Consider the following 20318-nt stretch of genomic DNA (forward strand, 5'->3'; position numbering starts at 1 on the left):
TCACTGGCCCGCGCCGGCAAGGGCCGGGACGTGCTGGCGAGCCTCGTCGCGTCGTTCGGGGACCGGCTGGCGGCGCTTCGGCAGCAGGGTCGCGGCGCCGGGCAGGCACGCGACGAAGGTGAGCACGCCGTAGACGACGGAGACGGTCAGCCCCTGCGCTGAGCCGAGCCCGGCCGCGCCGAACGCGAGGGCGAGGACGGCCTCGCGCGGGCCCCAGCCGCCGACGTTCACCGGCAGCACCATCACGAGCAGCGCGAGGAGGAGCAGGGGCAGCAGGTCCAGGAGGGGGGCCGTGGAGCCTGCCAGGCGGGCGGCGATCACGAAGAGGGCGAGGTGCCCGGCCAGTGCGGTGACGGAGAGTGCCGTTATGGCGGGCCAGGCGTTCAGGACGGTGCGGGCGTCCGCGAATGTCGCCGCTAGCGCGCGGTGGCGTGAGCGGGCCAGGAGGAGCAGGGCGCTCAGGACGATCGCGAGCGTGATCAGTGCTGGTGTCATCGCCGACAGCACGGCGGGCTGGGTGAACAGGACGATCACCCCGAGGAGGATGGGGACGGCCTGGCCTATGACCCGCTCCAGGAACACGGCGCGGAGCGCGCCGGCGCCGGAACGGTGGGCGTGGCTCACGGCGCGGTGGACGTCCCCGAGAATCCCCGCGGGCAGGACGGCGTTCAGGAACTGCGCCTTGTAGTAGTCGGTGACCGCGCTGGTCAGCGGCAGGTCCAGGCCGAGACGGCGGGCCACCAGGCGCCAGCGGGCCGCGTTCAGGACGGTCGTCAGGAGACCGACCGCGAGGGCGAGGACGATGGAGCGGGCGTCGATGGCGTGGAGCGCGGCCACCAACGCGTCCGTGCTGTGCCACCAGAGAAGCGCGGCGAGGATGCCGAGCCCGATGAGCAGGCGCAGCCAGGGCCAGAGCCTCGTCACGACGTCCTCCCTGGGATGGCGAGCAGGTCGAGATGGTGGACCTCGACGATGAGCGAGCCCACGGCGCATTCGTCCAGGCGACGGCGCAGGTAGGACTCGGCGGCGGGGGCGAGGTCGGGGCGTTGTTCGGTGGCGGCGCCCACCCAGCCGCGCAGCCACGCCGAGGTCAGCGCCGCCTGGCCGGGGCCGAGCCGCCACGGGCTCGACCGGGTCTGGACGGTGGCGCCGCGCCGTTCGAACGCCTCGGTCGCAGCGGTGACGGCGTCCGGGCCGAGGAGGCCGTCGCGGCGCTGGTGCGCGTCGAAGGCGGCGGCGAGGTCGGCGTCGAGGGGGTCGGGCGGGGACAGCCGGACGCGTCCGACGACCGACAGCGTCAGCAGCGCCGGGCAGGCCGCGGCGGCCGCGATCTTCTCGACGCCGGCGGCGATGAGCACGTCCAGCAGGGCGGACGCGGTGACCAGCGACGCACCGACCAGGTCGGACGCCTGGAGCGCGGCGACGTCGCCCTTCCGGGTCTCGATCGTCGCGCGGTGCCCGCCGGCGGTGGTGTAGATGTTCGCGGCGGCCCGTTCGAGCAGTTCGGGGTCGTTGTCGTACAGGATCCAGTGCTGCGGGCCGCGCAGGCGCCCGGACAGCCAGCGGCCCAGGGAGCCGGTGCCGCAGCCGAGGTCCCAGATGACCAGCGGCCCGTCCGGCGGGAGGGCGGCGCGGAGCGGGACGAGCAGCTCGGAGGCGCGGGCGGCGGCGTCGGCGCTCTCGCGGAGCGCCAGCCATGACGGATCGAAGCTCATCGGTTCTCCCTCCGGAGCCGGGACAGGATGGTGGCCATGCGGCGGGCGGTGTCGTCCCAGCCGGGGAGGGTGTCGCGGCGCTCGCGGGCGGCGGCGCGCAGGCGGGTCCGCAGGTCGGGTTCGACGAGCCAGCGGCGCAGCGCGGCGGACAGCGCGGTGGGGTCGTCGGGTGGGACGAGGAGCCCGGGGACGGCGCCGGACGGGTCCCAGCCGAGGGTGTCGGGCACGCCGTCGACCGCGGTCGCGACGACGGGGACGCCGCGCGCGAGGGCCTCCGTCACGACCATCCCGTACGTCTCGGCGCGGGACGCGAGGACGAGGAGGTCGGCGGACGCGTAGGCATCGTCGAGGCGTTTACCGGTCAGCGGGCCCTCCAGGCGGACGCGGTCGCCCAGGCGGTGCTGGGCGATCAGCCGCTGGAGGCGCGTCACGTGCTCGGGGTCGCGGCGCAGCGGGCCGACGCATTCGCACTGCCACGGCAGGTGCGCAAGGGTGGCCAGGGCTTCGACCAGGATGTCGTGGCCTTTGCGAGGCGTCACGGACGCGACGCACAGCAGGCGGGTCGCGCCGTCGGTGCCGGTCGCCAGCGGCGCGGGCTCCGTGCCCGGGGTGACGGCGTGGACGCGGGACGCTTCGAGGCCGTGATGGGCGAGGAGGTGATCCCGCGCCCACGGGCTGGTCGCCACGACGGCGCCGACCGCTTCCAGCGTTCTGCGTTCGGCGGCGTTCAGGTCGGCCTGTCCGGGTTCGTCCGCCAGCGGGAGGTGGATGAGGACGGCGAGCCGCAGCCGCTCCGCCTCCGGGACGACGATCTCCGGGACACCGCACGCCACCAGGCCGTCCAGCAGGACGACGGCGCCATCGGGCAGCCCGGCGAGCGCGCGGGCGAGACCGGCGCGGGCGGCGGAGTCGGGCCGCGGCCACGCCCCCGGCACCGCCAGCTCCCGGACGGGACGTCCCGACGCCGCAAGCTCCTCGCACAGCATCCGGTCGTAGTGGTTCCCGCCGCTCGGGACCCCGGCGTCGTCGATATCGCCGGGGACGACGAAGCAGATCTCGTGTGCGGTGCTCATAGCTCGCGCTCGTAACTCGCCCAGGCGACATGCGACTCGTGCAGCGTCACCGTGATCCCGGCCAGGCCGCTCGCGTGCTCGCCGAGCGCGCCCGCGTGAACCCGGTCGGCGAGGCGGTCGGCGATGACCTTGGCGAGGAACTCCGTCGAGGTGTTGATCCCGGCGAAGTCGGGCTCGTCGTCGAGGTTGCGGTAGTTCAGCGCGGCCAGGACCTCGCCCAGCTCCCGGGTGGCGAGACCGATGTCGACGACGATGCCGTCCGGGTCGAGGCCGGGGCGGCGGAACGTCGCGTCCACCAGGTAGGTGGCGCCGTGCAGCCGCTGCGCCGGTCCGAAGACCTCGCCGCGGAAGCTGTGCGCGATCATGACATGGTCGCGGACGGTGATCGCGAACACGGGTGCTCTCCAGTTGGTCGGTCGGGGTTGAATCTTGAAAACGGATTCACTGGTAGATGATTCGGTGGCAGAGCGCGGGAAGTTCACCGCCCGCCAGCCGCGGCATGATCGCCGGGAGGTCGGCGAAGGGGCTCTCGCCGGTGACGAGCACGTCGAACGCGGGGTCGGCGAGGAGGCGCAGCGCAAGCGCGAGCCGGTCGGCGAAGCCGCGGCGCGACCGGCGGGCGGGCGGCACCGCGCCGACCTGGCTGCTCCGGACGGTCAGCCGCCGCGAGTGGAAGAACTCCCCGAGCGGGACGGCGACCCGCCGGTCCCCGTACCAGCTCAGCTCCACGACCTCGCCGTCGGGTGCGAGCAGCTCCAGCGACCGCGCCAGGCCCGCCTCGGTGGCGCTGGCGTGGATCACCAGGTCGCAGCCGTCGTCCGCCTGCTCGGGCAGGACGAACTCGACGCCGAACGCCCGCGCGACGCCCGCGCGGGACGGGTCGGTGTCCACGAGCTGGACGCGGCACCCCGGGAACCCGGCGAGGACCCCGGCGACCGAGGAGCCCACCATCCCGGCGCCGACCACGGCGATCCGGTCGCCGATCAGCGGGGCCGCGTCCCACAGCGCGTTCACGGCGGTCTCGACGGTCCCGGCGAGGACGGCGCGCTCCGGCGGCACGTCGTCCGGGACGGGGCACACCGCGCTCGCCGGGACGACGTACCGGGTCTGGTGCGGATACAGGCAATACACCGGGCGGCCGAGCAGGCCGGACGCGCCCTCCTCGACCACGCCGACGTTCAGGTAGCCGTACTTGACGGGGGCGGGGAACGTCCCGTCCTGGAACGGCGCCCGCATGACCGCGTGCTGGTTCGGCGGGACGCCGCCGCGGAAGACGATCGCCTCCGTGCCCCGGCTCACGCCGGAGAAGAGCGTCCGGACCACCACATCGCCCGGCCCCGGCTCCGGCAGTACCTCGTCGCGGATCTCCCCGTTACCGGGCGACCGGATCCAGAACGCGCGGGCTTCCCGCTCCATCCGTGCTCCTCCCCCGGCTCCCCCGGCTTCCCCGCCGCTCACGTCGGGTGAACAGCCACACCACGTCGCGTCCGAACGACCACAGCAGCAGTGCGAGCGCCGCGCCGACCAGCGCGCCCGCGTACGGGACGACGCCCGACACCGCCACGACCAGCGTCACGCCCTGCACCACCGCGACGGCCTTCCGGGCGATGCTCGGCCGCAGGTCGGCGCGCAGCCACGGCGCCACCCAGGCCGCCGCGCCGAACGCGTACCGCATGACGCCGATCGCCAGCACCCACACCCCGGCGGTCCACGCGACGTGCACGCTCAGCACCAGCACGAGGAAGGCGTCGACCTCCATGTCGAACCGCGCGCCGAGCCGCGACGCGGTCCCGGTGCGGCGGGCGACCTGGCCGTCCACCCCGTCCAGGACGAGCGCCACCGTCGCGACCGCGACCAGCGTCCACGCGTGCCCGCCACCGAGGAAATGCCCCGTGACCAGCGCGGAAACACCGCCGGTGAGGACAGCTCGCGTCAAGGTCACGTGATCGGCGGGGCCGAGCGCCCGCCGCCCCCGGAACGCCGCGGTGAGGATCGCCCAGGCGGACAGCGCGTACACGACGCCCACCGCCACGCCCGCGATCCCGGGACGCAGCGCCGCCACCAGCGCGACCTGGACTCCGGCCGCGCCCGCCAGCTCGGTGCCCTTGCCCAGCCGCACGGCCTTCCGCCGCGCCGATGGCGGTGCGGCGGCGCGCCAGACGACCCCGACCGGCCGGGGCGCGGTCATCGGGCGGGTCATCGGCTGGCCTCGCCGACCGGCGTGCCGCCGAGCATCGGAGCGGGGCCGTCGAGCTGCGGCAGGTCGTGGCCGAGGCGGTCGCGCTTCGCGGTCAGGTACCGGACGTTGTCGTCGCTGACCGGGACGAGCAGCGGCACCCGCTCCGCGACCTCGACGCCGTAGGACTCCAGCGCGTCGACCTTGGCCGGGTTGTTCGACATCAGCCGCACCGACCGGACCTCGAGGTGCCGCAGGACGCGGGCCGCCGGGCCGTAGTCGCGGACGTCGACCGGCAGGCCGATCGCGGTCGCGGAGTCGACGGTGTCCAGGCCCTGGTCGTCCTGGAGGATGCAGGTCCGGATCTTGGCGACCAGCCCGATCCCGCGTCCCTCGTGCCCGCGCAGGTAGACCAGGACACCGGCGCCCTCCCGGACTATCGCGTCCAGCGCCGCGCCGAGCTGGTCCCCGCACTCGCAGCGCGTGGCGGCGAAGATGTCGCCGGTCAGGCACTCCGAATGCGTCCGGACGAGCACGTCCTCCCGGCCCCGGACGTCGCCGCGGACGAGCGCCATGTGCTCGTGCCCGTCGACCGGGTCCCGGAACGCGACGGCGCGGAACACGCCCCGCCGTGTCCGCAGCTCCGCCTCCGCGATGTCGTCTTGCTCGATGCCCTGGTCGTGCATCGCTCCCCTTCCTCGGCTCCGCAATCACCCGTGGTACGTGGCGGACGCACGCGGTGGTTGCGTTGTGAATCGGTCCGTACGATCCGTGGCACGGAGGGGAGGCACCTCAGGGTTCAGCGTATGCGGGTCCGGACCACCAAGTCGTGCACGGCACGGTGGTTCGCGGATACTTCCGGCAGCCCGCTGCGGTCGCGCTCGGTTTCCAGGCGGGCGGTGAGCGCGGCGACGTCGTCGCTGAGGCGGGGCACGGCGGGCGCGTCCTCCGGTAGCGCGCCGTGTTCGGCGGCCCGCTTCGCCTCGATCAGGGCGGGCAGGTACGGCGGGCCGTCGCCGGTGAGGCGGGTCAGGTCGGCCTCGATCTCGCCGGTCCGCATCAGGTGGATTCCGGTCAGCAGCACCCGGAACGTGTAGAGGAGCGGTTTCAGCTCGTTCGTCCGCTCGAACAGGTTCCACTGCGTCCGCGCGAAGCCGAGGTAGTGGTGCGCGTGGTGGGACGTGACCAGCCCCGGGACGAGCGCCCTCAGCTCCTCGTGCACCGGCGACGTCGCGACGACCAGGGGCGACATGACCTGCTCCAGGACGTACCCGTTGCGCCGCAGCAGCAGCGTGCAGAACTTGGCGAGGTCGTGGGTGACGGCGTCGGCCTCCACGCCCGCGTGGTCCCACATGAGCGTGACGGTCTCCCGCCCCTTCTCCAGGCCGACGATCTCCTCCAGCGGCAGCAGGTGGACGCCGCGCAGGTCGACGTCGGAGTCCCGCGACGGGAACCCGTACAGGTGCGCGCCGCTGACGGTGACGAACGCGCGGGGGTACGGGTGGTCTGCGGCGAGCCGGTCGAGCATGCCGGCGGGCAGATCCACGGGGTGGTGCAGGGTCACAGGTCGACGCTCCTTCGCCGGATGGAGATCAGCAGGGTCTCGACCGCGGCGCGGTCGGGTTCGGGGGGCAGCGGGCTGCGGTCGAGGGCGCCGTCCAGGTCGGTGGTGAGGGCGGTGCGCCAGGCCTCGATCTCGTCCCAGCCGACCTCGCCCCGGCGGACGGCGAGGAGCCGTTCGCGCAGGTCACCGACGTCCACCCGCGGCTCGCCGTGCTGGACGAGATGCGCCCCGCTCGCCAGCAGCCGCAGCATGTGCATGACGTGCTTCCAGCGCGGCGAGCCGCCGTTGCGCAGGTCGCCCTCCAGCTTGCGGAACTGGGCCTCGGCGTACCGGAGGAACGTGCGATGTGCCGCGCGGGACAGGAAAGCCCGCCGGACGGCCAGCAACTCCTCACCTTCCGGTGTGATCTTCTCGACCAGCGGCGACCACAGGCATTCCAGGACGGTCGGATTCGCGGCCAGGGCCAGCTCGCAGAACCGCTCCAGCTCCCACGAGAACTGCTCGGGGAGCGGGCCGTCCAGATGGGTCGGCGGTTTGGTGAAACCCCAGAACAGCGGGGCCGGCGCGGCGTACACGCCGCGCCGGTCGACGTCGCTGGCGTCCGTCGCCAATCCGTAGGCCCGCGACCCCGTCACGACCGACAGGATCGTGTGGTCGCGGACGAGGTCGAGCGCCTCGGCGGGGTGGTCTGAGGTCGTCACGGACGCAGCCTGGCGCAGCCCGCCGCCGGGTGTCGACTTGTAACGGTTGTGTTTCGGCGCATTGACACTGAGCCGGGTTCGGTCTTTCCTTCGTGGGAGCGCTCCCACACGGAAACCGGAAGTACACGACCTGGAGAGGGGTCCGCGATGAGGGCCATCATGCGGCGCGGACTGGGCACGGCGATGGCGGCCGTGCTGGCCGGAAGTCTCGCCGTCGCCTGCGGCGACGACAACGACGGAGGGGGCGGCTCCGACAGCGGGCCCGTCACGCTCACCGTCGACGTCTTCGGCGAGCCGGGCTACGACGCGCTCTACAAGCAGTACGAGCAGTCGCACCCGAACGTCACGATCAAGCAACGCAAGGTGTCCAGCCTGGACGAGTACAAGCCCCGCATCCAGCAGTGGATGGCCACCGGCAGCGGCGCCGGGGACGTCGTCATGCTGGAGGAGGGCATCCTGCCGCTCTACATGCAGCAGCGGACCAAGTTCGTCAACCTCTTCGACCACGGCGGCAAGACGCTGGAGCAGAACTTCCTGCCGTGGAAGTGGCAGATGGGCCTCAGCCCGGACGGCAAGCAGCTCGTCGGGCTCGGCACCGACGTCGGCCCGCTCGCCATGTGCTACCGCAAGGACCTGTTCGAGAAGGCGGGCCTGCCGACCGAGCGCGACGAGGTCGGCAAGCTGTGGCCGACGTGGGACGCGTTCCTGTCCACCGGCCAGAAGTTCCAGAAGAACGTGCCCGGCAGCAAGTGGCTGGACGGCCCCACCGCCGTGTTCCGCGCGACCGTCCTGCAGAACGCGGGCAGCGGCCCCGGCCACAGCTTCTTCGACAAGGAGGACAAGCTCGTCTTCGGCACCAACCCGGCCGTGAAGCAGGCGTTCGACACGACGCTGAAGTTCGAGCAGGCCAAGCTCACCGCCGACATGTCGGTCTTCACGCCGCCGTGGCAGACCGGGCTCAAGCGGGACACGTTCGCGACGGTGCCGTGCCCGTCCTGGATGCTCGGGGGCATCGAGGAGTTCTCCGGCGCCGCGGGCAAGGGCAAGTGGGACGTCGCGACGACCCCGGGCGGCTCCGGCTACTGGGGCGGGTCGTGGCTGGCCGTGCCGAAGCAGACCAAGCACGCGAAGGCCGCCGCCGAGCTGGCGAAGTTCCTGACCTCGCCGCAGGGGCAGGTCGGGGCGTTCAAGGAGGCGAAGGTCTTCCCGTCCTCGCCGCAGGCCGCGCAGGACCCGGCGGTCTCCGGCACGAAGAGCGCCTACTTCGGTGACGCCCCGATCGGGCAGATCTTCGGGCAGCTCGTCGCGGCGGTGAAGCCGGTGCATCTCGGGCCGAAGAACGAGGACGTGCGGGCCGCGGTCGAGAACGTCCTGATCTCCGTGGGGCAGGGCGGGCAGAAGCCCGGGGACGCCTGGTCGAAGTCCGTCGAAGAGGCCGAGAAGGCCGCCAGGTAGCGATGACGACCGATCTGCGCCAGAGCCGGAACGGGCCGCCGCCCGCCTCGGCGAAGGACCGCCCGGGACCGCGCCGCACATGGCGGTCCCGGGTGGCCCGGCTCGACCTGAAGGGCGCGCCCTACGCCTTCATCTCGCCGTTCTACCTGGTGTTCCTGGTGTTCGGCGCGTTCCCGCTCGGCTTCACGCTCTGGGTGTCGCTGCACGAGTGGGAGCTGGGCTCGGGGACGCGCGAGTTCATCGGGCTCGACAACTACGACTACCTGCTGACGGACGCCGACTTCTGGCACGCGACGGTCAACACCCTCGGGATCTTCGTGGTGGCGACCGTCCCGCAGCTGCTGATCGCGCTGCTGGTCGCCAACGCGCTGAACCGGCGGATGCGGATGCCGACCTTCTTCCGGATCGGGATGGTCGCGCCGCTGGTCACCTCGACCGCCGCCGTGGCGATCGTGTTCACCCAGATGTTCGACAAGGACTGGGGCATGATCAACTGGGCGCTCGGGCTGGCCGGGATCGACCCGATCGCCTGGGCGAGCAGCCGCGGCTGGTCCTGGCTCGCGATCACGGTGATGGTCGACTGGCGCTGGACGGGCTACAACGCGCTGATCTACCTGGCCTCCATGCAGGCGATCCCGAAGGACCTGTACGAGGCGGCGGCGATGGACGGCGCGTCCAGGATCCGGCAGTTCTGGTCGATCACGGTGCCGATGCTGCGGCCCACGATCCTCTTCACGGTGATCATCTCGACGATCGGCGGGCTCCAGCTGTTCACCGAGCCCGTGCTGTTCAGCGTCGGGACGCCCAACAAGATGGACGGCGGCCCGGCGCACCAGTTCCAGACGATCACGATGTACATGTACGACAACGCCTTCGGCCACGACCGGTACGGCTACGGCGCCACCGTCGCCTGGGCGCTGTTCGTGATGATCATCGTGTTCTCCCTGATCAACTTTCTGGCGGTCCGCCGGACGGGAGGCACGAAATGACCACGCTCCTGGCCGGGCCCCGGCGCTCCGGCGGGCCGGAGTCCCGGCATCCGGGACGGTTCCGCGGGCTCTGGAACGCGAGCCCGCTCACCTACCTCACGCTGGTCGCGGCGCTGGCGCTGTCGGTGTTCCCGATCTACTGGATGATCATCGTGGCGACGCGGACGAACAGCGTGGTCGCGGACGTCCCGCCGCCGCTGCTGCCCGGCGGACAGGGCGCCGACAACGTCGGCCGGCTGTTCGACAACCCGGAGGCGTACTTCGCGAAGGGGCTGCTGAACTCGGCCATCGCGTCCGGCGCGGTGACGATCTCGACGGTGTTCTTCGCCTCGCTGGCCGGGTTCGCGTTCGCCAAGCTGCGCTTCCGCGGCAAGAACGCGCTGCTGCTCGTCATCGTCGCGACGATGATGATCCCGGTGCAGATGGGCATCATCCCGCTCTACATGATCATGGTGGAGCTGGGGTGGCAGAACCAGCTGCGGGCGGTCATCGTCCCGTTCCTGGTCACCGGGTTCGGCGTGTTCATGATGCGGCAGTACGCCGAGCAGGCCGTCCCGGACGAGCTGATCGAGGCGGCGCGCGTCGACGGGTGCACCACGTTCGGCATCTACTGGCGCGTCGTGCTGCCCGCGCTGCGTCCCGCCGCGGGCGTCCTCGGCCTGTTCACGTTCATGCAGACCTGGAACGAGTTCATGTGGCCGCTCGCGGTGCTGAGCCCCGACAACCCGACGGTGCAGCTGTCCATCAACAACCTGGCGAACGCGTACTTCAAGGACTACACGCTCATGTTCGCCGGGACCAGCGTGGCGATCCTGCCGCTTCTCGTCGTGTTCATCGTTTTCGGCCGCCAGATCATCGGCGGAATCATGGAAGGTGCAGTGAAGGCGTGACCTCCCTCAAGGACGACGCACAGGACGACACCGGGTCGGCGCCCGCCGCGCTGTTCCCGACGGGTTTCCGCTGGGGAGCCGCCACCGCCGCCTATCAGATCGAGGGCGCCGCCGATGAGGGCGGGCGCGGGCCGTCCATCTGGGACACCTTCGCGCGCACCCCCGGCAAGGTCCTCGGCGGCGACACCGGCGACGTCGCCGTCGACCACTACCACCGGTTCCGCGACGACGTGGCGCTGATGGCCGGCCTCGGGCTGACCTCGTACCGGTTCTCGATCTCCTGGCCGCGGGTGCAGCCCGCCGGGTCCGGCGCCTTCAACCAGGAGGGCGTCGACTTCTACGGGCGGCTGGTGGACGCGCTGCTCGACGCCGGGATCGAGCCCTGGCCGACCCTCTACCACTGGGACCTCCCGCAGCCGCTGGAGGACAAGGGCGGCTGGCCCGAGCGGGACACCGCGCACCGGTTCGCCGAGTACGCCGCCCACGTGCACGCCGCGCTGGGCGACCGCGTCCGGCACTGGACGACCGTGAACGAGCCGTGGTGCGCGGCGTTCCTCGGGTACGCGTCCGGCGAGCACGCGCCGGGACGCCGGGACGCGGCCGCGTCGCTGCACGCCGCGCACCATCTGATGCTCGGCCACGGGCTGGCCGTCGAGGCGATGCGGGCGCACGCCCCCGGCAACCGGTTCGGCGCGGCCGTGAACCTGTACGCGGTGACGCCCGCGACCGACGACCCCGCCGACATGGACGCCGCGCGCCGCGTCGACGGGCTCCAGAACCGGCTGCTCCTCGACCCGCTGCTGCTCGGCCACTACCCGTGGGACGTCCTCGCCGACACCTCCGGCCACGGGTTCGAGCCGCCCGCCGAGGACCTGGCGGTGATCCGGCAGCCGCTCGACCAGCTCGGGATCAACTACTACTCGCGGCACACCGTCGCGGGGACGCCCGGCGAGGCTGCGCAGACCGCGTCGTCGCCGTTCTCGTCGCACTCGCCGTGGGTCGGGAGCGGGCATGTCCGGTTCGTCCCGTCCGGGCGGCCCGTGACGGGGATGGGCTGGGACATCGACGCGGGCGGCCTGCACGAGGTGCTGACCCGGCTGCACCGCGAGTACCCGTCCGTCCCGCTGTACATCACGGAGAACGGCGCAGGTTACGACGAGGAACCGGACGAGAACGGCGCGATAGGGGACGCGGACCGCATCGCCTACCTCGACGCGCACCTCCGGGCGTGCCACGACGCGATCTCCGACGGTGTACCGCTTCGCGGGTACTTCACGTGGTCGCTGCTGGATAATTTCGAGTGGGCTTGGGGCTATGCCAAGCGCTTCGGGCTCGTCCACGTCGACTACGCCACGCAGCGCCGCACACCCAAGGACAGCGCGCGGTGGTACGCCGGGGTGATCGAGCGCGGCGGGCTCCCCGGGCGGGACTGACCGGGGCGGGACGGGCGGACGGACGGACGAGAAGGGGGCCAGATGGCGGGCAGGAGCACGCGCCCGACCCTGGAGGAGGTCGCGACGCGGGCCGGGGTCGGCCGCGGCACGGTGTCGCGGGTGATCAACGGCTCGCCGCGGGTCAGCCCGCAGGCCCGGGAGGCGGTGCTGAAGGCGATCGACGAGCTCGGGTACGTGCCGAACCGCGCGGCCCGCACGCTCGTCACCCGACGCACCGACACCGTCGCGCTCGTCGTCGCCGAGTCCGACCAGCGGCTGTTCGACGAGCCGTACTTCGCCGGGATCATCCGCGGCATCGGCAACGGCCTCGCCGACACCGGGCTGCAGCTCCTGCTCGCCCTCGCCCGCTCCCCCGCCGAGTACGGGCGCCTTGAGGAGTACCTCACCACGCAGCACGTGGACGGCGTGCTCCTCACGTCCCTGCACGCCGAAGACCCGCTGCCCGCGAAGCTGGAGGCCAACGGCGTCCCGACCGTGCTCGGCGGCCGGCCGCCGGGGCTGTCGCCGGTCAGCTATGTCGACGTCGACAACCGCAGCGGCGCCCGGGAGGCCGTCACGCACCTGGTCGCGGCGGGACGGCGGCGGATCGCGACCATCGCCGGGCCGCAGGACATGGGCGTCGGCATCGACCGCCTCGCCGGTTACCGGGACGCGCTCGCCGCGGCGGGGCTGCCCGAGCTCGTCGAGTACGGCGACTTCGGCGAGGCCAGCGGGATCGCCGCGGCGGAGCGGCTGCTGGCCGCCGAGCCGGCGGTGGACGCGGTGTTCGCCGCCGACGACCCCATGGCGCTCGGCGCGCTGCGCGTGCTGCACCGGCACGGCCGCAGCGTCCCCGGCGACGTCGCCGTGATCGGGTTCGACGACTCGGCCGCCGCGCCGCTGGCCGACCCGCCGCTGACGACCGTCCACCAGTCGCCGGAGGAGATGGGCCGGGAGATGGCGCGGCTGCTGGTGTCCCGGATCCGCGGCGAGACGGTCGCGGATCCGGTGGTCATCCTGCGCCCCCACCTGGTCCTTCGTGACTCCGCCTGACATGATCGTCACATGGCCTACGAACCGACCGCCGCCGAACTCGCCCATCTGAGCCGCTGCGTCGCGCTCGCCGCCGAGGCCCTGGACGCGGGCGACGAGCCGTTCGGGACGGTGCTCGTGGCCGAGTCCGGCGAGCCCCTGTTCGAGGACCGCAACCGCACCGCGGACGGCGACCAGACCCGCCACCCCGAGTTCGAGGCCGCGCGGTGGGCGGCCGCCCATCTGACGCCGGAGGAGCGGGCGGCGGCGACGGTGTTCACGTCCGGGGAGCACTGCCCGATGTGCTCGGCCGCGCACGGGTGGGTGGGCCTCGGCCGGATCGTCTACGTCCACTCGTCGGCGCAGCTCGCCGCGTGGCGGGCCGAGCTGGGCGTCGAGCCGGGCCCGGTGGCGGCGATCCCGGTGCAGGAGGTCGTGCCGGGCCTGCCGGTCGACGGCCCGGTCGCGGCCCTGGAAGCGGCGATGCGCGAGCTCCACACCCGCGCCGTCAACGGCGGGTGAGCGCCTCCAGCCGCTTGACCGCCGCCCGCCAGTCGGACGGCAGCCAGCAGCGCGTCGCCCGGTGGCCGCGGTAGTCGAGCGTGTAGGTGAAGTGGTCGGCGACGTCGCAGCCCGCCGTCGACGACCAGGTGGTGACGATGCCGTTCAGCGCGGCGCGCAGGCCGCGCATCTCCGCGTCCTTGAGCATGATCGTCTTGTCGTTGACGAGGGCCGTTCCGGAAACGTCGACGGTCACCCGCTGCTGAATTCCGGCAAATCCCCCAGATCGCTCGTAGGTCACCAGAACATCCGGCCCGGTGAAAGCGAACATCGCGTAACGCCTCCGTCAATGCACCGTCGCGGCCCTACCGGAACAGGATTCCGCCCGTTTGGCGCACGGCGGCACAGCGGTTCGGATATGTCCCGGCGAAATGGCGCGCCTTGCCGCGCCATCTGCCGTCGGCGCTCACCCGGACGGGCGAGTACTCCATCGTGCACGCGCCCTGCTGGACGCCGATACGCCGCACTTCGCCATTGACGGATTCGAGCTGGTCGCAGGCCCGGGACGGGGCGTGGTGCGTCCCGCCGTCCGGGCGGCACCACAGGTTGACCGCGGTGACGGAGCCGTGCTCCGGCGTCACCATCAGCAGGTAGGCGCCGACCGGCTCCGCCGCCCGGACGGGCGCTGCGGGCGCGAGGACCGCCATTCCCGCCAGCACGGCGGCCCAGCGGAAACGGGCACGCGGCATTTGCATGATTTCCTCCCAGAATTGCCCACCGGTATCCACGGCACCGACCGGCCGGACACCGAAGGCCCCGTTCACTCTTAATCCAAGTCTGCCTCTGTGCGCAATGACCGCGGGCCCAATTGCGCGCGCGCCTGCGATATCGCGCTTCGCCGGGCCTACGAAACAGGACATCCCGCCGCTAGGCTGACCTGTCATGACCGACTTGTTGAATTCGCCCTTCCTCAAGATCGAGCAGCGGTCGTCACAACTGGAGTACCGGATCGAGGGCCGGGACGACCGGCCCCTCGGCCACGCCACCCAGGTCGCGGGCCCGAAACCGCGCAAGGGGCTCATCGGCATGTTCAGCTCTGGCCTGAAGGACGCGCGGGTCGTCGTCCAGGTCACCGGGCTCGACGGCGCGCCCCTCTTCTACGTCGACCACCAGGACGGCGCGCCCGTCGCGATCGTCGCCCCTGACGGGACCGTCATCGGCCGGTTCCAGTACGACCTGGCGGGCGTGGCGCAGCAGATGGCCAGCGGCGGCGCAGGCCGGGGCATGCTCAACGCCCTCGCCGGGGCGGCGGCGATGCGGCACCGCCTCCTCGACGCGTCCGACCGTCCCCTGTGCGAGCTCGCGTGGGAGCTGCGGCGCACGGGGGCGGGCGAGAACATCCGCTGGGTCCCGGTCGCCTGCGACTACACCGACATGAACGGGCAGCGCATCGCGCACGCGGACGTCAAGGAGGCGACGTTCAAGGACCGGTACGCCCTCCAGCTCCTGTACCAGCTCCCCGAACCGCTGCGCACGCTCGTCATCGCCTCCCCGCTCGCGTTCGACCTGACCCGGAGCTGACGTGCCGACCCTGTACGACGCCCTCACCTGGACGATCGACGAGCCGCAGCACCCGCGCGAGTACGTCTTCCACGACGGCGGCGAGCTGCTCGCGGGCGCCACCCGCGTCCCGATCAGGCGCCCGGACGAGGCCGCCATGCCCTACGCCAGCCCGCACGCCCAGTACGACGAGAGCCGCGTCGTCCTCTGCGTCGCGGGCCCCGACCGGACGCCCTACTTCTACGTGGACCGCACCAACGACCCCATGCGCCCGCAACCGGCCTACGTGGTCGCGCCCAACGGCGGCCGCATCGGCTCCATCGCCGTCTCCACCGGCGGCGTCAAGGGCGTCTTCAAGCTCATGTCCGGGCAGCAGGGCGGCCGGTACGCCCTCCTCGACGCGCACGGGAACCAGACCGCCCTGCTGACCACCCCAGGCCTGCGGAACCCGCACGAGGAGGGCACGATCACCGACCCGGGCGGGACGCAGATCGCCGCCTACCGGACGGCCCGCTCCGCGTACGGCGAGCGGCGCCGCAGCCACACCGTCCGCCTCGTCCACCCGCTCCCGGAGCCGCGGCGCACCCTCGTCCTCGCGTCCCTGATCGGCGTGGAGCTGATGATCCCGGCCTGACCGCGATCACGGCGGCCGGGGTCAGGGGCCGCAGCGGGCGCCGTTCAGGGTGAAGTGGGACGGGGCGGAGTTCGCGCCGTCCTGGCGTCCGAGGAAGCCGAACTCGGCGGACCCTGCGGGCGGGATCGCGCTGTTCCAGTCCGCCGACGTCACGGTGACGGACTTGCCGCTCTGCACCTGGCTGCCGTTCCACAGCTGGACGATCGCCTGCCCGTCCGGGAACTCGAAGCCGAGCGTCCAGCCGTCGATGGCGCCGGCGCCGAGGTTCGTGATCCGCACCGTCGCCTGGAAGCCCTGCTCCCATGTCCCGACGATCCGGTAGGACACCGAGCAGGTGGCGGCCGGCCGGGTCCGCGCCGGGCTCGCGGTCGGCGGCTGGGCCGCGGTCGGCTCGGAGGAGTCCGGGGAGAGCACCGCCAGCAGCACCGCCACCAGCGCGATCGCGCCGACCGCGACCCCCGCGATGATCAGCGGCTTGCGCGCCGACGGGTGCGGCGGTGGCGGCGGATCCAGGGGCGGCGGCTCGTCGAGCAGCACCCGGGTCGGGTTCGGGTCGCGCTTCGGCTCGGCGGGCGGGGCCGGGCCGGCCAGGATCGAGGTCGCGTCGGCCTGCGGCTCGGGCTGACCGTCGTCGGCGGGGACGTGCGGCGGCGAGAACTGGGCGAGCTGGACACCGGCCGCACTTGCCAGGATGCGGGCCGTCTCCGCAGCCGCCGGCCGGGCGCCGGGGTCCTCGCCGAGGCAGCGGCGGCAGAGGGCGGCGACCTCGTCCGGAACGCCCGCCGGGAGCGCCGCGGTCGACACGGGCAGCCCGGTCACCGACTCGTGCAGGACGACACCGAGCGAGAAGATGTCGGCGGCCGGGGTGGGCGCCGAACCCGACAGCAGTTCAGGCGCGACGTAGGCGGGGGTGCCGAGCACGGGGCCGCCGGACGCGGACGGCCCGGTGAAGGCGATGCCGAAATCCAGGACCTTCACGCCGACCGGCGTGAGGAAGATGTTCGCCGGCTTGATGTCGCGGTGGACGATCCCGGCGGCGTGGGCGGCGGCCAAGGCGTCCGCGACGCGCGCGCAGATCGCGGCGGCCTCCTGCCAGGGCAACGGCCCACGGGACAGGCGCGCCGACAGGCTCTCCCCGTCCAGCAACTCCATGACGACATACGGCACATGGCTGTGCTCGCCATAGTCATAGACGCCGGTGATGCTGGGGTGGGTGAGGCCCGCGGCGGCCTTCGCCTCCTGGCGGAGCCGCCGCGTGAACTCCTCGGGCCAGCCCTCCTTGGGCACCTTCACCGCGACGGGACGGTCGAGGACGAGGTCGACCGCGCGCCAGACGGTCGCCATCCCGCCGGCGCCGAGGGGCCTGTCCAGGCGGTAGCGGTCCCCGAGGCGGTCGCCCGGGGCGACGATCTCGGGCATGGGGGCAGCCTAATGCCGTGCTCAGGGCACCAGGTACCGGGTGTCGCGGGCGTCGGTGATCGCCATGTGGCCCGGCGCGTGCCCGATGGCGAGCTTCGGCCGGGACGCCATCACGGCGGCCTGCGGGGTCACGCCGCACGCCCAGAACACCGGGAGCTCGTCCACCCGGACCTCGACGGGATCGCCGAAGTCGGGGCGGCCGAGGTCGTCGATGCCGAGCTCGACGGGATCGCCGACGTGAACGGGCGCGCCGTGCACCGACGGGTACCGGGAGGTGACCCGGACGGCGTCGGCGACCAGCGCGGCGGGCACGGGACGCATGGACACGACGAGCGGGCCGCCGAACTCTCCGGCGCGGCGGCACATCCGGTTCGTCCGGTACATGGGGACGTTCCGGCCCTGCTCGATGTGCCGGACGGGGACGCCCGCCTCCCGGAGCGCGTCCTCGAAGGTGAAGCTGCAGCCGATGAGGAAGGAGACCAGGTCGTCCCGCCAGTAGCCGGTCACGTCGGCGACCTCGGCGACCGGTTCGCCGCGCTCGTAGACGACGTAGCCGGGCAGGTCGGTGCGCAGGTCGCCGGCGAACAGGGACGCGGACGTCGCGCCGGGTTCGGTGACGTCCAGGACGGGGCACGGCTTGGGGTTGCGCTGCGCGAACAGCAGCAGGTCGTAGGCGTGCTCGCGCGGGACGGAGATCAGGTTCGCCTGCGTCCAGCCGGCGCACCAGCCCGCGGTGGGGACGCGCAGGCCCGCGCGGAACAGGGCCCTGGCCTGCTCCGGCGACAGCGCGCCCGGGTCGAGAGGTCCGGTCATGCTCGCTCCTTGGGAACCGTGGGACGGTCGAAAACGGAGCGGAAACCGAGAAAAAGGCGAGACCGATTCATAAGTTCGGAAAAGGGGTTGCCGCGCGATGGGAAGGGAAGATGAGTCCGGGTCTGCGGCGCTCGACACCCCCACGCCAAGCGCCGCATGACCCGGACGGCCCCAATCCTGACTGTCGCCAGCGGCCTTGTCTGGTTGAACGCGCGGCCCCGGTCTCATGGTTCCCGCTCTCTGGAGAAATCTGGGAATTCGTCCTCACCTCCACAGTTGGTCCAGCTCGGTGAGCAGATCCCAGCTCAGATACAGGGACATGACCCAGGCGACGCCGCCGAGGACGAGCAGCCAGGCCGGGTACCGGTAGCCGCCGAGCAGGTCGCGGCGGCGGGCCGCCGCCCACATCAGCACGCCGAGCCCGAACGGCAGGATCATCCCGTTCAGCGCCCCAGCGAGGACGAGCAGCTTGGCCGGCGTCGTGCCGATGATGAGGTAGATCACCGCGGACACGAGGATGAACGCCACGACCAGGCGGTTGCGGTGCCGCTCGACGAAGGACGAGAACGAGACCAGGAACGACACCGAGGTGTAGGACGCGCCGATCACGCTGGTGATCGCGGCCGACCACATGATCAGCCCGAACAGCCGCAGCCCCGCCTCGCCCGCCGCGTGCTCGAACGCCGACGACGGCGGGTTCTCCTTGGCCAGCGTCACCCCGCCCGCGACGACGCCGAGCACGGCGAGGAACAGCAGCACGCGCATCAGCCCGGTGACGAGGATGCCGGTGACCGCGCTGCGGTTGATCTGCTTGACGTGCTCCGGGCCGGTCACCCCGGACTCGATCATGCGGTGCGCGCCCGCGTAGGTGATGTAGCCGCCGACCGTCCCGCCGATGAGGGTGGTGATGACGAGGAAGTCGACGGTCTCGGGCGCGACGGTCTGCGTCAGCGCGTCGCCGAGGGGCGGCCCGGACACGAACGCCACGTACAACGTCAAAAGGATCATCACCGCACCGAGAAGAACGACGATGCGGTCCATGGCGACGCCGGCGCGGTGGCTCAGGAAGATCCCGATGGCGACCAGCGCGGAGATCCCGCCGCCGATCTTGACGTCCAGGCCGAGCAGCGCGTTCAGGCCGAGGGCGGTGCCGGCGATGTTGCCGATGTTGAAGACGAGGCCGCCGAAGACGTCCAGCGCGGCGAGCCCGTAACCGGCGCCGGGCAGGACGCGGTTGCCGAGCTCCTGCGCGCGCATGCCGGACACGCCGACGATGCGCCACACGTTCAGCTGGATCGCGATGTCGACCAGCACGGACACGAGGATCGCGAACGCGAACGCGGCGCCGAGCTTGGCGGTGAACACGGTGGTCTGGGTGATGAAGCCGGGGCCGATGGCGCTGGTGGCCATCAGGAACATGGCGCCGAGGAGCGCGCCGCGGCGGGAGGGGGCGGATGGTGCCGGGGGTTTGTCCAGGGTCCGATCCGTCATGGGGCTGGCCCTTTCAGGGGGATGTGCCTTACAGGGATGCGCCTTTCCGCCAGCGTAGAGATTGTTCAACAATTCAGCAATCCCCTTGTTGAGAGATTTCGGGCCCGCTGGGATACGCTGACGTTTCACACGAGGATCGCGGCGGGGCGCTCCGCCAGGGAGAAGGGACGCCGATGACCGTGGGAGAGCCGTGGCTCGACGAGATCGCGGCGGCGCGGCACGGGATGGACCGGTCGAGCACCGCGACCCGGGTCGCGGACGTGTTCCGCGAGAAGATCGCCGACGGGCGGCTCGTCCCGGGCACGCGGCTGTCCGACGACAAGCTCGCCACCGTCATGGGGGTGTCGCGCAACACGATGCGCGAGGCGTTCCAGATGCTCGTCAAGGAACGGCTGCTCGTGCACGAGTTCAACCGCGGCATCTTCGTGAGCCGGGTGCCCGCCGACGCGCTCGCCGACCTCTACCGGGTCCGGCGCATCCTGGAGTGCGAGGCCGTCCGCAACGGCCGTCACGCCACCGAGGCCGCGCTCGCCCGGGTGGAGGCCGCCGTGCGGGAGGGCGAGCAGGCCGCGGCGCTGGGCAACTGGGCGGACGTCGGAACCGCCGACATCAAGTTCCACAAGGCCCTGGCCGCTCTGATGGACAGCCCCCGGGTGGACGAGATGATCGGCCACGTCCTCGTCGAGATGCGCCTCGTCTTCCACGAGATGGGCTCGCCACGCGAGTTCCACGAGCCCTACCTGGCCCGCAACCGCCGCCTCTACAACCTGATGGCGGAGGGCGACTTCGCCCGCGCCGAAGGCGAACTACGCGCCTACCTGGACGACGCGGAGTCCCAGCTGATGAAGGCGTACCACGAGAAAGAGTGATCC

23 protein-coding genes are annotated in these 20318 nt (G+C 72.3%); 9 read left to right on the forward strand and 14 right to left on the reverse strand.

The window, feature by feature from the left end:
* The 9 genes from ACH34S_RS17375 to ACH34S_RS17415 all read right to left on the reverse strand — a co-directional run bounded on the left by ACH34S_RS17375 (position 1) and on the right by ACH34S_RS17415 (position 7229).
* Positions 1–924 (reverse strand): lysylphosphatidylglycerol synthase transmembrane domain-containing protein, encoded by a 924-nt coding sequence (locus tag ACH34S_RS17375; RefSeq protein WP_395953685.1) that lies wholly within the window; start codon positions 922–924, stop codon positions 1–3.
* On the reverse strand, positions 921–1715 hold the full coding sequence (locus ACH34S_RS17380) for a methyltransferase domain-containing protein (RefSeq protein ID WP_395953686.1): 795 nt from the start codon (positions 1713–1715) through the stop codon (positions 921–923). Before ACH34S_RS17380 ends, ACH34S_RS17375 begins: the two co-directional genes overlap by 4 nt.
* The gene (locus ACH34S_RS17385) at positions 1712–2788 is read right to left on the reverse strand and encodes a glycosyltransferase family 4 protein (RefSeq protein ID WP_395953687.1); all 1077 of its coding nucleotides are present in this window, start codon (positions 2786–2788) and stop codon (positions 1712–1714) included. Before ACH34S_RS17385 ends, ACH34S_RS17380 begins: the two co-directional genes overlap by 4 nt.
* A complete protein-coding gene (locus ACH34S_RS17390) occupies positions 2785–3183 on the reverse strand; it encodes a 6-pyruvoyl trahydropterin synthase family protein (RefSeq protein WP_395953688.1) in 399 nt (132 codons plus the stop codon). Before ACH34S_RS17390 ends, ACH34S_RS17385 begins: the two co-directional genes overlap by 4 nt.
* Before the next feature lie 46 nt (positions 3184–3229).
* Positions 3230–4204, reverse strand: a complete 975-nt coding sequence (locus ACH34S_RS17395) for a zinc-binding alcohol dehydrogenase (protein WP_395953689.1) — start codon at positions 4202–4204, stop codon at positions 3230–3232.
* A complete protein-coding gene (locus tag ACH34S_RS17400) occupies positions 4161–4976 on the reverse strand; it encodes a CDP-alcohol phosphatidyltransferase family protein (protein ID WP_395953690.1) in 816 nt (271 codons plus the stop codon). Before ACH34S_RS17400 ends, ACH34S_RS17395 begins: the two co-directional genes overlap by 44 nt.
* 8 nt (positions 4977–4984) lie before the next feature.
* On the reverse strand, positions 4985–5650 hold the full coding sequence (gene ribA / locus ACH34S_RS17405) for a GTP cyclohydrolase II (RefSeq protein ID WP_395953691.1): 666 nt from the start codon (positions 5648–5650) through the stop codon (positions 4985–4987).
* 113 nt (positions 5651–5763) lie between these two features.
* Complete coding sequence (locus ACH34S_RS17410; RefSeq protein WP_395953692.1) at positions 5764–6528, reverse strand: DNA polymerase beta superfamily protein; 765 nt, start codon at positions 6526–6528, stop codon at positions 5764–5766.
* The gene (locus ACH34S_RS17415; RefSeq protein ID WP_395953693.1) at positions 6525–7229 is read right to left on the reverse strand and encodes a DNA polymerase beta superfamily protein; all 705 of its coding nucleotides are present in this window, start codon (positions 7227–7229) and stop codon (positions 6525–6527) included. The genes ACH34S_RS17410 and ACH34S_RS17415 overlap by 4 nt, the downstream gene beginning before the upstream one ends.
* A gap of 159 nt (positions 7230–7388) precedes the next feature.
* Here ACH34S_RS17415 and ACH34S_RS17420 point away from each other — a divergent pair, with 159 nt between their 5' ends.
* The 6 genes from ACH34S_RS17420 to ACH34S_RS17445 are packed head-to-tail and all read left to right on the forward strand — an operon-like array spanning position 7389 to position 13550.
* Positions 7389–8684, forward strand: coding sequence for an ABC transporter substrate-binding protein (locus tag ACH34S_RS17420; protein ID WP_395953694.1), 1296 nt, complete (start codon positions 7389–7391; stop codon positions 8682–8684).
* Between the two features lie 2 nt (positions 8685–8686).
* On the forward strand, positions 8687–9673 hold the full coding sequence (locus ACH34S_RS17425) for a carbohydrate ABC transporter permease (protein ID WP_395953695.1): 987 nt from the start codon (positions 8687–8689) through the stop codon (positions 9671–9673).
* A complete protein-coding gene (locus tag ACH34S_RS17430) occupies positions 9670–10563 on the forward strand; it encodes a carbohydrate ABC transporter permease (RefSeq protein WP_395953696.1) in 894 nt (297 codons plus the stop codon). The genes ACH34S_RS17425 and ACH34S_RS17430 overlap by 4 nt, the downstream gene beginning before the upstream one ends.
* Positions 10560–11996 (forward strand): GH1 family beta-glucosidase, encoded by a 1437-nt coding sequence (locus ACH34S_RS17435; protein ID WP_395953697.1) that lies wholly within the window; start codon positions 10560–10562, stop codon positions 11994–11996. The genes ACH34S_RS17430 and ACH34S_RS17435 overlap by 4 nt, the downstream gene beginning before the upstream one ends.
* A 42-nt stretch (positions 11997–12038) precedes the next feature.
* Positions 12039–13049 (forward strand): LacI family DNA-binding transcriptional regulator, encoded by a 1011-nt coding sequence (locus tag ACH34S_RS17440; protein ID WP_395953698.1) that lies wholly within the window; start codon positions 12039–12041, stop codon positions 13047–13049.
* A 12-nt stretch (positions 13050–13061) separates the two neighbouring features.
* Positions 13062–13550, forward strand: coding sequence for a nucleoside deaminase (locus tag ACH34S_RS17445; RefSeq protein WP_395953699.1), 489 nt, complete (start codon positions 13062–13064; stop codon positions 13548–13550).
* On the opposite strand, the gene ACH34S_RS17450 is transcribed toward ACH34S_RS17445, so the two are convergent.
* Both ACH34S_RS17450 and ACH34S_RS17455 read right to left on the reverse strand, forming a co-directional pair.
* Positions 13537–13860, reverse strand: coding sequence for a hypothetical protein (locus tag ACH34S_RS17450; RefSeq protein WP_395953700.1), 324 nt, complete (start codon positions 13858–13860; stop codon positions 13537–13539). The two genes, ACH34S_RS17445 and ACH34S_RS17450, sit on opposite strands and share 14 nt — an antisense overlap.
* Before the next feature lie 34 nt (positions 13861–13894).
* A complete protein-coding gene (locus tag ACH34S_RS17455; protein ID WP_395953701.1) occupies positions 13895–14284 on the reverse strand; it encodes an SSI family serine proteinase inhibitor in 390 nt (129 codons plus the stop codon).
* A 187-nt stretch (positions 14285–14471) separates the two neighbouring features.
* On the opposite strand from ACH34S_RS17455, the gene ACH34S_RS17460 reads away from it, so the two are divergent.
* Together ACH34S_RS17460 and ACH34S_RS17465 are read left to right on the forward strand one after the other, a co-directional pair.
* Positions 14472–15110 carry a hypothetical protein gene (locus ACH34S_RS17460; RefSeq protein ID WP_395953702.1) on the forward strand — a complete coding sequence of 213 codons (639 nt, stop codon included), beginning with the start codon at positions 14472–14474 and terminating at the stop codon, positions 15108–15110.
* Between the two features lies 1 nt (position 15111).
* A complete protein-coding gene (locus ACH34S_RS17465) occupies positions 15112–15723 on the forward strand; it encodes a hypothetical protein (protein ID WP_395953703.1) in 612 nt (203 codons plus the stop codon).
* Between the two features lie 21 nt (positions 15724–15744).
* Here ACH34S_RS17465 and ACH34S_RS17470 read toward each other — a convergent pair whose 3' ends face one another.
* The 3 genes from ACH34S_RS17470 to ACH34S_RS17480 form a co-directional block, all read right to left on the reverse strand.
* On the reverse strand, positions 15745–17142 hold the full coding sequence (locus tag ACH34S_RS17470) for a cellulose binding domain-containing protein (protein ID WP_395953704.1): 1398 nt from the start codon (positions 17140–17142) through the stop codon (positions 15745–15747).
* A gap of 21 nt (positions 17143–17163) precedes the next feature.
* Positions 17164–17955, reverse strand: a complete 792-nt coding sequence (locus tag ACH34S_RS17475) for a putative hydro-lyase (protein WP_395953705.1) — start codon at positions 17953–17955, stop codon at positions 17164–17166.
* A 264-nt stretch (positions 17956–18219) separates the two neighbouring features.
* Positions 18220–19446 (reverse strand): NRAMP family divalent metal transporter, encoded by a 1227-nt coding sequence (locus tag ACH34S_RS17480; protein WP_395953706.1) that lies wholly within the window; start codon positions 19444–19446, stop codon positions 18220–18222.
* Between the two features lie 173 nt (positions 19447–19619).
* On the opposite strand from ACH34S_RS17480, the gene ACH34S_RS17485 reads away from it, so the two are divergent.
* A complete protein-coding gene (locus ACH34S_RS17485; protein ID WP_395953707.1) occupies positions 19620–20315 on the forward strand; it encodes a GntR family transcriptional regulator in 696 nt (231 codons plus the stop codon).
* Positions 20316–20318 lie beyond the last annotated feature (3 nt).

The sequence above is a fragment of the Actinomadura sp. 3N508 genome, from assembly GCF_044326375.1.
GTDB lineage: Bacteria > Actinomycetota > Actinomycetes > Streptosporangiales > Streptosporangiaceae > Spirillospora.